The 13026-nt window shown below is 73.7% G+C and carries 13 protein-coding genes; 4 read left to right on the top strand and 9 right to left on the bottom strand.

What is annotated here, in order from left to right:
* Window positions 1–121: 121 nt before the first annotated feature.
* Both lepB and ACFWP2_RS10040 read right to left on the bottom strand, forming a co-directional pair.
* Window positions 122–1129, bottom strand: coding sequence for a signal peptidase I (lepB, locus tag ACFWP2_RS10045; RefSeq protein WP_380449844.1), 1008 nt, complete (start codon window positions 1127–1129; stop codon window positions 122–124).
* A 63-nt stretch (window positions 1130–1192) separates the two neighbouring features.
* Window positions 1193–1789, bottom strand: coding sequence for a helix-turn-helix domain-containing protein (locus tag ACFWP2_RS10040; RefSeq protein WP_380449842.1), 597 nt, complete (start codon window positions 1787–1789; stop codon window positions 1193–1195).
* Window positions 1790–1939: 150 nt separating this feature from the next.
* Here ACFWP2_RS10040 and ACFWP2_RS10035 point away from each other — a divergent pair, with 150 nt between their 5' ends.
* A complete protein-coding gene (locus ACFWP2_RS10035; protein WP_380449840.1) occupies window positions 1940–2296 on the top strand; it encodes a hypothetical protein in 357 nt (118 codons plus the stop codon).
* Window positions 2297–2336: 40 nt separating this feature from the next.
* Here ACFWP2_RS10035 and ACFWP2_RS10030 read toward each other — a convergent pair whose 3' ends face one another.
* The 4 genes from ACFWP2_RS10030 to ACFWP2_RS10015 all read right to left on the bottom strand — a co-directional run bounded on the left by ACFWP2_RS10030 (window position 2337) and on the right by ACFWP2_RS10015 (window position 5453).
* Entirely contained in the window at window positions 2337–2498 is a 162-nt protein-coding gene (locus tag ACFWP2_RS10030; protein WP_380449838.1) for a hypothetical protein, read from the bottom strand.
* 291 nt (window positions 2499–2789) lie between these two features.
* On the bottom strand, window positions 2790–2867 hold the full coding sequence (locus ACFWP2_RS10025; protein ID WP_380449938.1) for a 50S ribosomal protein bL37: 78 nt from the start codon (window positions 2865–2867) through the stop codon (window positions 2790–2792).
* A 47-nt stretch (window positions 2868–2914) separates the two neighbouring features.
* Window positions 2915–3796: an SDR family NAD(P)-dependent oxidoreductase gene (locus tag ACFWP2_RS10020; RefSeq protein ID WP_380449836.1), complete on the bottom strand. Its 882-nt coding sequence runs from the start codon at window positions 3794–3796 to the stop codon at window positions 2915–2917.
* A gap of 493 nt (window positions 3797–4289) precedes the next feature.
* Entirely contained in the window at window positions 4290–5453 is a 1164-nt protein-coding gene (locus ACFWP2_RS10015; RefSeq protein ID WP_380449835.1) for a magnesium and cobalt transport protein CorA, read from the bottom strand.
* Between the two features lie 492 nt (window positions 5454–5945).
* Here ACFWP2_RS10015 and ACFWP2_RS10010 point away from each other — a divergent pair, with 492 nt between their 5' ends.
* A complete protein-coding gene (locus tag ACFWP2_RS10010; RefSeq protein WP_380449834.1) occupies window positions 5946–7280 on the top strand; it encodes an NAD(P)/FAD-dependent oxidoreductase in 1335 nt (444 codons plus the stop codon).
* 93 nt (window positions 7281–7373) lie between these two features.
* Here the strand turns inward: ACFWP2_RS10010 and ACFWP2_RS10005 are convergent, their stop codons facing one another.
* The gene (locus tag ACFWP2_RS10005; RefSeq protein ID WP_380449833.1) at window positions 7374–8294 is read right to left on the bottom strand and encodes a RimK family alpha-L-glutamate ligase; all 921 of its coding nucleotides are present in this window, start codon (window positions 8292–8294) and stop codon (window positions 7374–7376) included.
* A 301-nt stretch (window positions 8295–8595) separates the two neighbouring features.
* On the opposite strand from ACFWP2_RS10005, the gene ACFWP2_RS10000 reads away from it, so the two are divergent.
* On the top strand, window positions 8596–10197 hold the full coding sequence (locus tag ACFWP2_RS10000; protein ID WP_380449832.1) for an ABC-F family ATP-binding cassette domain-containing protein: 1602 nt from the start codon (window positions 8596–8598) through the stop codon (window positions 10195–10197).
* Between the two features lie 349 nt (window positions 10198–10546).
* On the opposite strand, the gene ACFWP2_RS09995 is transcribed toward ACFWP2_RS10000, so the two are convergent.
* On the bottom strand, window positions 10547–10876 hold the full coding sequence (locus ACFWP2_RS09995) for a hypothetical protein (protein WP_380449830.1): 330 nt from the start codon (window positions 10874–10876) through the stop codon (window positions 10547–10549).
* Window positions 10877–11083: 207 nt separating this feature from the next.
* Here ACFWP2_RS09995 and ACFWP2_RS09990 point away from each other — a divergent pair, with 207 nt between their 5' ends.
* Complete coding sequence (locus ACFWP2_RS09990) at window positions 11084–11464, top strand: hypothetical protein (protein WP_380449828.1); 381 nt, start codon at window positions 11084–11086, stop codon at window positions 11462–11464.
* Window positions 11465–11861: 397 nt separating this feature from the next.
* Here the strand turns inward: ACFWP2_RS09990 and ACFWP2_RS09985 are convergent, their stop codons facing one another.
* Window positions 11862–12824 (bottom strand): hypothetical protein, encoded by a 963-nt coding sequence (locus ACFWP2_RS09985; RefSeq protein ID WP_380449825.1) that lies wholly within the window; start codon window positions 12822–12824, stop codon window positions 11862–11864.
* Window positions 12825–13026 lie beyond the last annotated feature (202 nt).

Genomic DNA, 13026 nt, shown 5'->3' with positions numbered 1-13026 from the left:
ACGGCCGGGGTGCAGCTCACCTCCTGAACTCTACAGGCGTGTAGATGTCAGCGGGAGGAGTTCCATCGAAGACGATCGACCCGGGCGGGACGGCGGTCGCGGTACCGAGGGTGAGCCGGCCTCAGCGGTCCTTCCGCGCCGAGGCCCCGCGGGCCGAGCGCCGCCGCTGCCACAGGGCGAGCGGCACGATGCCGGCCAGCGCGGCGGCCTCCGGCGCCGGCGGCGCCTCGAACGGCGCGCCGGCCGCGCCCGCGTCCCCGGCGGGCACCTTGTCGAAGGTGTCCGGGACCGGCAGGGTGGACCAGTCGGACAGCGGCCAGGCGACCACGAAGGCCCGGCCGACCACGTTGTCCACCGGTACGAAGCCGTCGCCGGTCTCGTTGTGGTGCCAGCGGGAGTCCCGCGAGTTGTTGCGGTGGTCGCCCATCACCCACAGCTTGCCCTTGGGAACGGTGATGGTGCCGACCGGGTCGTTGTCGCAGGGCGTCGAGCCCGGGAAGAGGTACGGCTCGTCCAGTGCGACGTTGTTCACCTTCAGCGGCGCACCCGCAGCGCATTCGACGGTGTCACCGCCGACCGCGATCACCCGCTTGATCAGGTCCTTCTCGTCCGCCGAGGGCATCAGGCCGACGGTGCTGAGCGCCTTCTGCACGGTGCCCGTCACGGAGTCGCCCGAGGCCGTGGGCGTGCCCTCCAGCCAGCCGCCCGGATCGCGGAACACCACGACCTCGCCGCGCTCGGGCTCGGCACCGAACCACGGGGTGAACTTGTCGACCAGCACCCGGTCGCCGATCGCGAGGGTCTGCTCCATCGAGCCGGACGGGATGGAGAAGGCCTGCACGAAGAAGGTCTTGATGCCGAGCGAGAGCAGCAGCGCGATCACCAGCAGGATCGGCAGCTCCTGCCAGAACGGACGCTTCTTCCGGGGGCGCTCGGCCTGCTCGTCGGCCTTCCCGTCGGCCTTCCCGGGAGCGCCCTTCCCCGGAGCACCGGCCTCCTCGGAAGTACCGGCCCCCGTGCCCTCCGTCACCGCGCCGCGCGCACTCGCCTCCGCCCGGCCGCCTCCGGCCTCCGCACGCTCCCCGGCTCCGCCGCTCTCGCCGGACTCCGCGCTCTGCTGCACACTCATCTCCTCGGCCCCTCCCGATGGCCTGGCGGGAGCCGGTACGAAGACCCCCTGTCAGGAACGAACCTACCGAACAGAGGTTCCCGGGCGCGCCCTGACGTGGATGCGCTCCCCCTGCGGCCCGAACAGGCTGAGGAACTCCACCGGCTGCGGGCCCGCGTTGCCGAAGGCGTGCGGGGTGCGGGTGTCGAACTCGGCGGCCTCACCGGCCGCCAGCACCAGGTCGTGGGTGCCGAGGACCAGCCGCAGCCGTCCGGACAGCACGTACAGCCACTCGTACCCCTCGTGGACCTTCAGCTCCAGGTCCGGTCCGGCGTTCCGGCCCGGCGGCACGATGTGCTTGTAGGCGTGCAGGCCGCCCAGGTGGCGGGTGAGCGGGACGATGGTCTGGCCGTCCCTGGTCACCGGGCGCGGGTGGATCCGCGGGTCGCCGGTGGCCGGGGCCCCGACCAGCTCGTCCAGCGGCACCCGGTACTCCCGGGCCAGCGGCAGCAACAGCTCCAGCGTCGGCTTGCGCTGCCCTGACTCCAGCCGGGACAGCGTGCTGAGCGAGATGCCGGTGACGGCGGCCAGTTTGGCGAGCGTGGTGCCGCGCTCCCGGCGCAGCGCCCGCAGCCGCGGACCCACCGTGGTGAGGACGTTCTCGAACTCTTCGTCAGCCATGCCTGCCATTTGCCGCTACGGCAAGGATCCTTGTCAATCCGGCACCCGGGTGAGGCCCGGCCGCCGCCCTGCGGGCCACCACCCCGGAGCGCGCCCACGCCTGTGGCTGCGACTACACCCATGTCTGCGGCTGCGGCCTATCCTCCCACCATGCGCATCCTCCTCACCCGGGACAGCGTCGCGGCCGGCGACGACGCCGACGCCCCGCACGCCGGGACCGTCACGCTCCCCGACCACCTGGACGCCCCGGCCGCGCTCGCCGCCCTCGGCCTCCCCCGGCCCCGGCTCCCGCTGATCGGCGGCGGCCGCGCCACCTGGGTGGTCCGCGGCGCCGACGGCACCCCGCTGGCCGTCCTCGCCCAGCAGTGGCCCCAGCCGCGCCCGCTCCCGGCCGCCCAGGGCCCGCTCGACCACCTGGCCGGAGCGGACGGCACCGTCCGACTGCACGTCGAGTACCGGCGCCAGCTGGACCCGGAGGCCGAGTACCAACGGCTGCTGGCCGGTTAGGCCCTCCGACTGCTCGCGGCCGCCCTGCGTCCGCCTGCGGCTAGGGCGTGCCGAGGAACCAGAGGAAGGGCCCCTGCTCGTTCAACGCCCGCTCGATCGGATCGAACCAGTCCGTGACGACGAACAAGAGCACGCCCACCGTGCCTCCCAGCAACACTCCGAACACCACGGCCGCCACCACCATCCCCGCGATCGCCCGCATCCGGGCCTCCTCCCCGTCCCCGGGAAGAGTCCCCACCGGCCCCGCGCCGGCACCGAACGTCCTTGGACCGAGGCCGAGTTGTCACCGTCCGGTGAGCAACGGCGCCGACCGGACGACGCGCTGCCCGGCGGGATCGTCGGCAGCGGCCTGGGCTGCCTGCTGGAGGTCGCCGCCGGCCGCCACGAGACCTTCCCTGACGCCTCCTTGACGCCGCCGGGCGCCGTTCCTGACGCATCTCTGGCGCCCTCCCGACGCCCGGCGGTCATCCCCCTTCGGCGAAGGCCGGGCGGATCAGCCCTGGCCGGCCCTGCCGCCGTGGTTCGCCTTCTTCTTCCGTCGGGTCCGCTTCTTGCGGGCGCGCTTGGACATCGTGCTTCCTCCGGTCTCTCGGGTCCGATCGTGCTCGCGAAAGGCGTTCAGGCCGCCTGGCCGACCAGCTGGTCGGCGAGCTTCGCCAGCCGCTTCAGCGAGCGCTCCTCCTGGACGGCCGGCGCCGTCTGCGCGACCGAACCGCCTTCGTAGTAGGCGCCGTTGGCGAGTTCGACGCCGGGCAGGCAGAGCCGCACCACGGCCGCCGCGCCCTCCGCGGCCGGCGCGCCGGTCCGTCCGTACAGCGGCAGCAGCGCCGTGGCGCACTGGCCCGGGTTGAGGCTGACGGCGGTGATGCCGGAGCCGGCCGGGGCCATCTCGGCGGTCGCCATGGTGAGCGCGAGCTGCGACTGCGCGTACGCGGCGACCCGCGAGTACTTCTTCGTCCGGTGCGGGTCCGTCCAGTTCATCGAGGCGGTGCGGTGCAGCGAGGAGGACACGTTGACGATCCGGGCGTCGCCGGCCGCCGAGAGCGGGGCGCGCAGCAGCCTCGCCAGCAGGTGCGCGGCCAGGAAGTTGACCTGGAGGGAGACCTCGTTGCCGTCGTCGGTGAGGGTGCAGCGCTCGGGCGCCATCGCCGCGGCGTTGTTCACCAGCAGGTCCAGTGCCGGGTAGTGCTTGACGACCGTGCCGGCCAGCCCGGCGATCTCCGCGAGGTGGGTGAAGTCGGCTGCCAGCTCGACGAGTTGGTCCCGTCGGGCGCCCCCGGCGACCAGGCGCTCGACGGCCGCCCCGGCCTCGGCGGCGGTCCGGGCGTGCACCAGCACGGTTGCACCCAGCCCGGACAGCAGCCGGGCGGTCTCCCACCCGATCCCGGAGGAGGCCCCGGTGACCAGGGCGGTTCGGCCGGACAGCACGGTGCCGGACGGCGCAGCTCCGGACATTCCGGACACGGCGGGGGTGGAGGTGGACAGGACGGAGTCGGACATGACCGTTCCCAGGGTGTGTGACACCACCGGCCCTGCCCGGGCCGGAGGTGCGGGCCCAACCGGCCCGATGGAAGGAGGAATGCGCAACACGGAGAACGCGGCACCGCGGAAACGCGGAGCGGCGGACGTGCGTAACGCGGAAATGCGGAACGCCGGCCGCGGATCGCGACGGCCCCGGACGAGGGCTTCACGTGCCCGCCCCCGCCCGCGCCACGACGGCGCCGGGACGGGGTGCGGCACGTGCCGTGCCCTCCGGCGGGGAGGCGCGGGTCAGCGCACGGCGATGACGGCCACGGCGGCACGGACCGTCAGCCGCCTATGCGGCGGGCGGTCGTGATGGCGTACCGGGCGGTTCATGCTCCTCATCCAACCGGCCCTCCCCCACCCGGGCAAGCGCCGCGCCGACGCCCTGACGAATCCCTGACGCGGCCTCCTGCCTGCCCCGGCCGGCCCCTCCGCACCGTGGGCTTCGCGAGGCCCGAAGAGCTCCGGCCTACAGCCAGTCCCGCTTCTTGAACACCAGGTACAGCCCCGTACACACCAGCGCCATCAGCCCGATCGCGAACGGGTAGCCGAAGACCCACTTGAGCTCCGGCATCGTCTCGAAGTTCATCCCGTACACCGTTCCGATGAGCGTCGGAGCGAAGAGGATGGCCGCCCAGGAGGAGATCTTCTTGATCTCGTCGTTCTGCGCGTGCCCGGCTTCGGCGAGTTGCTTCATCTCCTCGTTCTGCCGCTGCGAGACCAGTGTCGCGTTGACGGTCAGGATGTTCTGGAGCATCTGCCGGAAGCCGTCCACCCGCTCGGCGGCGTAGGTGGCGTGGTCGGCGACGTCGCGCAGATAGCGCTGGAGCTCCTCGTCGGTGCCGTACTTGCCGAAGCCCGCCTCCAGGCTCTTCATGATCTCCAGCAGCGGGCGGGTGGCCCGCTGGAACTCGATCACCTCGCGGGACAGCTCGTAGATGCGGCGGGAGACCTGCGGGTCGCCGCCGAACACCTCGGTCTCGATCTCGTCGATGTCGTGCTGGAGACCGGCGATCACCGGCGCGTAGCCGTCGACCACGGCGTCCAGCACCGCGTAGAGCACCGCCTCCGGGCCGAGCGCCAGCAGCTCCGGGTCGTCCTCCAGCCGGCGGCGCACCGCCGACAGGTCCGGCGCCTGGGAGTGCCGGACGGTGAGCACGAAGTCGGGGCCGACGAAGAGGTGGATCTCGCCGAAGTCGACCTCCTCCGCCTCGTCCAGGTAGCGGGCGGCGCGCAGCACCACGAACAGGGTGTCGCCGTAGCGCTCCAGCTTCGGCCGCTGGTGGGCGACGATGGCGTCCTCGACGGCCAGCTCGTGCAGGTCGAACCGGTCGGCGGCCTCCAGCAGCTGCGCCTCGGCGGGGCGGAAGAGGCCGATCCAGGCCATCGTGCCGGGCCGGTCGGGCAGCTTGCGGTAGATGTCGGCGAGGTCGGTGGGCGCCTCTATCCGGCGACCGTCCCGGTAGACCGCCGCGTCCACGACGGAGCGCGCCAGCGTCACCGGCTCGACGGGCTGGTCGGGGCGCGGGTCCATCGAGTGCTCGGGCGCGGGCTGGGTGTCCGCGGGCCGGACGACGGAACGGGAGAACGGACGCTTGCTCGCGCGCACGGCGCGCACACGCCAGTCGGACATGGCGGGGACCTCCACGGTGGATGCCCGGCCGCCGTACGGGAACACGGCGGACCGGAGGCGCCCGGCCGGCCGCCACGCGCACGGCGCGACCGGCGGCGCCTCGTCGGGAGGACGAGGTCAGTGCCGCGCGGGAGCCGTACGGGAGGAGGTGTGCCGGGGGCCGCGAGTGGTGCGGGACAACCGGGGGCGGGGCCGACTTCGACCCGTACTACTGCACTCCACGGCTCTCACCTCCTCGGCTCCGCGCGCCCACGCACCGGGAGAGGCGCCAGCACAACCCCGCCGAGTCTAGTACCCGTACGACCCGACCTCCCACCGGGGCCCCGCCCCGGCCCGCGCCCGCCGCCCGCGTGCGCGCCCCGGCGGCCGCCCGGCGCCTCCCGATGGCGCCCGGTGCCGCCGCCACGCGCTGTCAACGGCCCGACCGGGCAGGGCTGTTCGTCCGCAGCGAAGTGATCACGGGGAGGCGAGCACGCCACTACGCTACGTGTCATGACTTCTTCGGAGAGGACCCCGGGGCGGGGTACGGCGGTGGTGATCGGCGGCGGTCTCGCGGGGATGGCGGCCGCGTGGGCGCTGCGCGGATTCGCCGAGCGGATCGTGGTGGTGGAGCGGGACCGGTACCCGGCGGGGGCCGAGTTCCGGGCCGGAGTGCCGCAGGGCCGGCACGCCCACCTGGTGCTGGAGGCCGGGCACCGGCTGCTGGAGGAGATGATGCCCGGCATCAAACAGGAGCTGATGGCCGCGGGTGCGCAGCGGGTGGCCGCCTCGGACGTCAAGTGGCTCTGCTCCGCCGGATGGCTGGCCGACTACCCGGCCCAGGTGAGCTTCCTCTCCTGCACCCGGCCGCTGCTGGACTCGTTCGTGCTGGACCGGGTCCGCGCCCACCCCGCGATCGAGTTCCTGGAGGGCACCGACGCGGTCGGACTGCTCGGCTCGGCGACCGCGGTGACCGGCGTGAAGGTCCGCGAGCGCGGCCCGGAGCGCGCCGAAGTCCGCGAGATACCGGCCGAGTTGGTGGTGGACGCGACGGGCCGCTCGACCTCGGTACCGAAGTGGCTCACCGGGCTGGGCTGCCCGCCGGTGCCCGAGGAGCGGGTGGACGCGGGCGTCGCGTACGCCTCCCGGATCTTCCACCGCCCGGCCGGATCCGACCTCGGCACCCAGGCGGCCTACCTCCAGACCAAGGCACCGGACGCGCAGCGCCTGGGCGTGCTGCTGCCGGTCGAGCGCGACCGCTGGATCGTCAGCCTCGCCGGGATGCGCGGCGCCGAGCCGGCGGCCGGCGCCGAGGGGTTCACCGAACACCTCGGCCTGCTGCGCGACCCCCTCCTCCGCGAGATGCTGCGGGACGCCGAACCGGCGGGCGAGGTGCGGGGCTTCCACCCCGGCCCGGGCGTGCGCCGGCACTACGAGCGCAGCTGCCCGGACGGGCTGGTCGTGGTCGGCGACGCCGCGAGCACGTTCAACCCGGTGTACGGGCAGGGCGTCACCGTCGCGCTGTTCTGCGCCCGGGAGCTTCGCCGCACCGCGAAGCGGCACGGCGGCATCGGCCACGCCACCGCCCGGGCCGCACGGCGCGCCGTCGCCACAGCGTCCAAGATCCCCTGGATGATCTCCTGCGCCGAGGACGCCCGCTTCCGCGCCACCACCGGCGCGCCCTCCGGCGCCCTGGTCGAGCTCCAGCACCGCTTCTTCGACAAGGTGCTGGCGGCCAGCACCGAGGACCCGGCGGTCACCGCGGTGTTCCACGAGGTGATGTCGCTGGTGGGGCCGCCGTCGATGCTGTTCCGGCCGTCGGTGCTCGCGGCGATACTGCGGGCCTGAGGGAGCGGTCCTGCGGGGCCCAAGGGAGGAGCCGGGGCCGCCGCCTGGGCGGGCCCGGCCGCCACGAGGAGCCCCGGTGGGCTGCTCCGGGCCCTACTCGCCGAGGTGCGCGGCGACGTACGGCAGCGCCACCTGCTCCAGGCCGCGCCGGCCGAAGGCGGGGTGGACGTTGACCTCGAAGACCACGCCGCCGCTCTCGGCGGCGAGGTCCACCCCGGCGAGGTCGAGGCCCACGGAGGCGGCCGCCGCGATGGCCGACTCCGCGAGCCCGTCCGGCAGTTCGGTGTAGTCGAGCAGCGTGGAGACGGCACCCCGGCTCTCGTTGCAGGGTGCGTCCGGGTCCGCCTGGACGTGCTCGACGACCCGGACCACGCGCCCCTTCAGCACCACCACCCGGTACTGGTGGCGGCGCCCGTCCGGGAGGAGGTTCCGGGCGTCGCGGGCGATCAGCCAGTCCGCGCCCGCCCGGGCGTAGTACCGCGTGGCGGCGTCGAGCTGGGCACGGGTGGTGACGTGGAAGACGTCGTCGCCGCCCATCCCCACGCAGGGCCGGGCCCAGACGTCGCCGCCGAGTGCCGCGAAGGCCTCGGCGGCGTCCTCCGGGTTCGGCCTGGAGAGCGCGATGCTGGGCATGTGCGGCACGCCGTCCCGGACGAAGTGGCCGACGGTGACGTCCTTCTCGGTGGCCGCCCGCCACGCCTCGGCGTCGGTGCCGAGCGAGCGGGCGCCGAATCCTCGCAGCCGCCGTTGACAGTCCTCGAACGCCCGGCGCCGGTGCGGCGGGATCTCGTAGACGATCACCGTGTCGGCGGTCACCGACCGGCCGGCCGCCTCCAGTCGGAAGCCGCCCGCGTCGTCGGCCTCGATCAGACCGCTGCCGCCGGTCATGAAGTGCCGGGCGTCCAGTTGGACGGGTTCGCGGCCGGTCAGCGTCCGCGCGGCGGCGGCGAGCACCTGTCGGCTGCCTTCGGTCGAGCTGTGGTCGGTCAGGAGTACGAGGTCACGTCGGGCCATGCGGACATGCAAGCGAGTTCGACACAGTCATGACAAGGATGCCCGGCCCGCCATCCGTCGCCCGGCATGGCCGAAACCGCATCGCCATGAACGAACGGCACGGACACCCCGAGCCCGTCACGGCCGCCCGCCACGCCCACCCGCCACATGCCGCCCGCCATGCGCCACCCCGTTAATTCGGATGCGCTCGGCCCGCCCCTCCCGCTACCGTGCCCCACATGTCCACGCCCCGAATCTCCTAGCCAGACGGCCCGCCTCCACGCCACCCGTCTGTTCGCCAGCCGTTTCGGAGCGTTATCCCATGATCACCACCCGTGGTGTCGACGTGCGCGTCGGCGCCCGCCTCCTGCTGTCCGACGTCACCCTGCACATCGCCCCCGGCGACCGGATCGGCCTCGTCGGCCGCAACGGAGCCGGCAAGACCACGCTGCTCGCCACCCTCGCCGGACAGCTGGCACCCGCCGCCGGCACGGTCACCCGGACTGGAGCCGTCGGCTACCTCCCGCAGGACTCCCGCGCCGCCGACCCGTCGACCACCGTCACCGACCGCATCCTGTCCGCCCGCGGCCTGGACACCGCCGTCCACGCCCTGCGCGCCGCCGAAGCGGCGATGACCCGCGCCGGATCGCCGGCCGAGGAGCGGCATGCGATGGACGCGTACGTCCGGGCCGAGGCCGGGTTCCAGTCCCGTGGCGGCTACGCCGCCGAGGCCGAGGCGGCCCGGGTCGCGGCCGGGCTCGGCCTGACCTCCCACCTGATGGGCTCCCCCGTCGGCACGCTCTCCGGCGGCCAGCGCCGCCGGGTCGAACTGGCCCGCATCCTGTTCGCCGACCACGGAACCCTGCTGCTGGACGAGCCGACCAACCACCTGGACGCCGACTCCGTGGCCTGGCTGCGCGGCTTCCTCGCCACCCACCGGGGCGGGCTGGTACTGATCAGCCACGACCTCGGCCTGCTCGCGGAGACCGTCAACCGGGTCTTCCACCTGGACCCGCAGCGCGCCACGATCGACGTCCACAACACCGGATGGACCGCCTACCTGACCCAGCGCGCCGCCGACGAGCGCCGCCGCACCCGGGAGCGGGCCAACGCCGAACGCAAGGCCGCCTCCCTGCACGCGCAGGCCGACCGGATGCGGGCCAACGTCGCCACCGCGACCACCGCCCGCAGCATGGCCCGCCGGGCCGACCGGATGCTCACCGAACTCGAACCCGTCCGGCAGGCCGAGCGCACCGCCCGGATCCGGCTGCCCGAGCCCGCCCCGTGCGGGCGGATGCCGCTCGGGGCGATCAGCCTCGCCAAGTCCTACGGCGGCCGGCCGGTGCTGACCGGGCTGGACCTGGCCGTGGACCGCGGCAGCCGACTGGTCGTGCTCGGCCTGAACGGGGCCGGAAAGACCACGCTGCTGCGCATCCTGGCCGGCCGGGAGACGCCGGACTCCGGCCGCGTCGTCCCCGGCACCGGCCTGCGGCTCGGCTACTTCGCCCAGGAGCACGACACCCTCGACCCGGCGCTCAGCGTCCGCGACAACCTCGCCCAGGCCGCGCCCGGCCTGACCGACGGTGAACTGCGGCACGTGCTCGGCGCGTTCCTCTTCCGCGGCGACGACGCCGACAAGCCGGCCGGGGTGCTGTCCGGCGGCGAGAAGACCCGGCTCGCCCTGGCCGCCCTGGTGCACTCCGGCGCCAACGTCCTGCTGCTGGACGAGCCGACCAACAACCTCGACCCGGCCTCCCGCACGGAGGTCCTGGCCGCGGTCGGCACCTACCCGGGCGCGATCGTGATGGTCACCCACGACCCCGGCGCCATCGAGGCCCTCCGGCCCGACCGCGTACTGCTCCTGCCGGACGGCGACGAGGACCTCTGGCACGACGCGTACCTGGACCTGGTCGCCCGGTCCTGAACCCCGGCGCCGGCCCGCCGGGCAGAAGCCCGGCGGGTGGGCCGTGCCGGAGCCGCCGCGGGTGGTGAGCCGGGCGTGCAGGAGCACGACGTGCGGACCGCAGTCGCCCCACCGCTCGGCGAGCAGCCTCCTGTTCACCCGTGCATCGACTACGACGTTGCACATCACCAGTGCGCCCTCACGGCAGCCGCTGTCGCCGGGTCGCCGCGGCAAGGCTCTTTCAGGGCCCGAGAGGTGCGCACCAGAGTTGACGGAACATTGACCACTAACTCGCTGTAGGCAGCTGTAGGCAGCGACTCCGCGAGGAGTCCCCGCCCCGCACCAGTCGGCGACGAAGCCGCGCCGGTACTCAGCCGGCTTGTACACCGGCACCATCGAGGCTCTCCCCGTCACCAGCGGAGGGGGCGGGGAGAGTCGCCCTGGTGGTCACAGCATGCTTCCGGGGCCGCCCCTTGGGCCGGCGCGCGGGAACCTCCGCGCCCAGCCTGGCGAGCTCCTCCGTGCTCCAGCCGGCTGCCTCTGCGGCTGCATAGGCTCTTCCGTACGGGACCTCGGTTTCGGCCAGCCGGTCCTTGAGGAGCTGTCGCTTCGCCATGACGGCTGCGAGCGACACGATGGCCTTCTCACGGTCGTCCTGAATCTCGCGCATGCGCTTCAGGAACTCTTCTTCCCTCGTCATGTCGCGGATCGTAGAACCACCGCTTCCGGTGGTTTCGAATCTGGCCGCAGAGGTCACCCGTGTCGGTGATTTTCAGCTGCCACTCCGGCGTATCCGCTGGCCGTCGGTTCGATCGCGAAGCAGGGTGGCGCAGCAGGGGGTCGCGGCGAGGGTCGTGTTCGTTGCGGTCTTCGGAACGTCGGCCCGCGGAGCCGAGGAGGACCGACGGTGGGTGGCACGGAGGGCGCGCGGCGGCGGGAGCGGCAGATGGGGTCGCCGCGGTCGAGGCGGGTGAATCTGGCGTACAACGAGGCCGAGCTGACGATCGTGCACGAGGCGGCGAAACGTGACGGCATGGTGGTGTCCGCGTGGGTTGCGCGAAAGGCGTTGGAGGTCGCCAAGGATCGGCTCGTACCGGTGTCCGCGGACGCCCGGGAAGTCCTGGTGGAGCTGATCAGATCGCGTGGGGAGCTGGTGCGGATCGGTGAGTGGCTCGGGTCGACCGGCCCCGTCGATGTGGGGGCGGCCACACGTCTCGTCCAGGAGGCCGTACGGCGGGTCGACCGGGCGACGCTGCAGTTGATGCGGGAGCGGGCGTCGCGCTGGTGATCCCCAAGCTGGCGAAGGGCGGGAGTGACACCGCGGGGCTGTTGTTCTACCTGTACGGTCCCGGAAAGCGGGACGAGCACGAGGACCCGCGGATGGTCGCCGCCTGGGCGCCGTGGGTGCCGGACCCGGCGCGGTCGCCGGACGCGACGGTCGGGGATCTCGCGCTGCTCCTGGACGCTCCGGTGCACGTTGCCCGGGGTAGCACGCCGGCCGAGCACGTCTATCACGTCGCGGTGCGCGTGGCGCCGGAGGATCCGCTCTTGACGGACGCCGCCACCCGGCTCGGCGAACCCTCCTCCTTCGTCGCCGGAGCCCGGGCCGGGTGTAGCGGTGCAGCAGGAGTCGGCGGGCGCGCGGGCCGACCGCGGCAGGGGCACGCCTTCCGCACGGGGCCCGGCTACCGCCCGTTCGCGGCCACCGCCCGCCCGCGCAGGGACACCCCGAAGCGCGTACGGAGCCGGTGCACCTCCCACCAGGCCACTGCCGTCACCGTCGCGGGCCCGCCGACCACGGCGCACAGTTGGACGGGCGGCGGGCCGGGCGGCAGGCCGCCGAACAGCAGCCCGATCCCGGCGAGTTCCCAGACCACGATGCCGGTGAGGATGGGAGGGAACGTCGCGTGCACCCGGTCCATGGTGAACGCCGTACGGGCCACCGTCGGCGAGGCGAAGGCCACGAACATCAGCACCCAGATCGGCGCCGCCAGGACCAGCAAGTCGAACAGCGGCCCAAGGAAGAGGCCCTGGACCGACCCCCGCGCCTGCGAGGCCAGCCACAGCAGTACCGGAACCGCCGTGCACCCGCCCACGTACTTCAGGGCCATCAGCACCGCAGGCCGCACCTGCGCCCGCATGGCAGGTCGGGCGGCCGGCCCGGCGAGCCGGAACAGTATCCCGACCACCACCGGTGTGGTCACCAGCACCAGCACCGGCGTGACCGCCAGCCGGATCTCGAACTGCTCGTCGAGCCGGCCCCAATCGTCCGCCGACCCGTACACCACAAGTACCCAGGACGCCGCCGCGAGCGCCAGCCACCCCCGGATCCGCTGCACCCGCAGCACCGGCTCGTCGGTGATCCCCGGCGGCCCCGGCACGGCGAACACCCGCCGCGCCAGCCGCCGCGCCGACCTGGCCATCGGGTAGAGCCCCAGGAACACCAGCAGCGGCCACAGGAAGAACACCAGCAGCACCAGGACACAGCCCCCGACCCTCCGCCGCACGGGCGCCAGCACCTCCCGCAGGGTCGGCCACTCCTCGCCCCGGAACCGCTGCCACAGCGGGACACCGCCCGGCTGCTGCGGCTGGTGCGACCCCTCCCGGTAGGGGGCCCGCCGCAGGGACTCCTGCTCTCCGTACCTCACGCCGAGTTCCTCACGCGCGCTGCGCCCGTCTGCCGACACATGATCAATCCGTCAGCGCCGCACCCTACTGCCGCCCGCCGGGACCTCACCCACCCGCCCCGGCCACCCGGCCGCTGCCGGGCCCCGACATCCCCCCGGTACGGAGTCCCTCGGGTGCGCCCCGCCGGTCGGAGGAGCGGCGCTCACCCGACCAGTCATCATC

It is taken from the genome of Kitasatospora sp. NPDC058444 (assembly GCF_042721415.1).
Taxonomy (GTDB): domain Bacteria; phylum Actinomycetota; class Actinomycetes; order Streptomycetales; family Streptomycetaceae; genus Kitasatospora.
This window is presented reverse-complemented; position numbering and strand designations above follow the sequence as displayed.

What these genes read in the sequence shown, in the direction of transcription:
- lepB (WP_380449844.1), bottom strand. Translation starts at nt 1,129, where the DNA reads ATGAGTGTGCAGCAGAGCGCGGAGTCCGGCGAGAGCGGCGGAGCCGGG.
- ACFWP2_RS10040 (WP_380449842.1), bottom strand. Translation starts at nt 1,789, where the DNA reads ATGGCTGACGAAGAGTTCGAGAACGTCCTCACCACGGTGGGTCCGCGG.
- ACFWP2_RS10035 (WP_380449840.1), top strand. Translation starts at nt 1,940, where the DNA reads ATGCGCATCCTCCTCACCCGGGACAGCGTCGCGGCCGGCGACGACGCC.
- ACFWP2_RS10030 (WP_380449838.1), bottom strand. Translation starts at nt 2,498, where the DNA reads ATGCGGGCGATCGCGGGGATGGTGGTGGCGGCCGTGGTGTTCGGAGTG.
- ACFWP2_RS10025 (WP_380449938.1), bottom strand. Translation starts at nt 2,867, where the DNA reads ATGTCCAAGCGCGCCCGCAAGAAGCGGACCCGACGGAAGAAGAAGGCG.
- ACFWP2_RS10020 (WP_380449836.1), bottom strand. Translation starts at nt 3,796, where the DNA reads ATGTCCGACTCCGTCCTGTCCACCTCCACCCCCGCCGTGTCCGGAATG.
- ACFWP2_RS10015 (WP_380449835.1), bottom strand. Translation starts at nt 5,453, where the DNA reads ATGTCCGACTGGCGTGTGCGCGCCGTGCGCGCGAGCAAGCGTCCGTTC.
- ACFWP2_RS10010 (WP_380449834.1), top strand. Translation starts at nt 5,946, where the DNA reads ATGACTTCTTCGGAGAGGACCCCGGGGCGGGGTACGGCGGTGGTGATC.
- ACFWP2_RS10005 (WP_380449833.1), bottom strand. Translation starts at nt 8,294, where the DNA reads ATGGCCCGACGTGACCTCGTACTCCTGACCGACCACAGCTCGACCGAA.
- ACFWP2_RS10000 (WP_380449832.1), top strand. Translation starts at nt 8,596, where the DNA reads ATGATCACCACCCGTGGTGTCGACGTGCGCGTCGGCGCCCGCCTCCTG.
- ACFWP2_RS09995 (WP_380449830.1), bottom strand. Translation starts at nt 10,876, where the DNA reads ATGACGAGGGAAGAAGAGTTCCTGAAGCGCATGCGCGAGATTCAGGAC.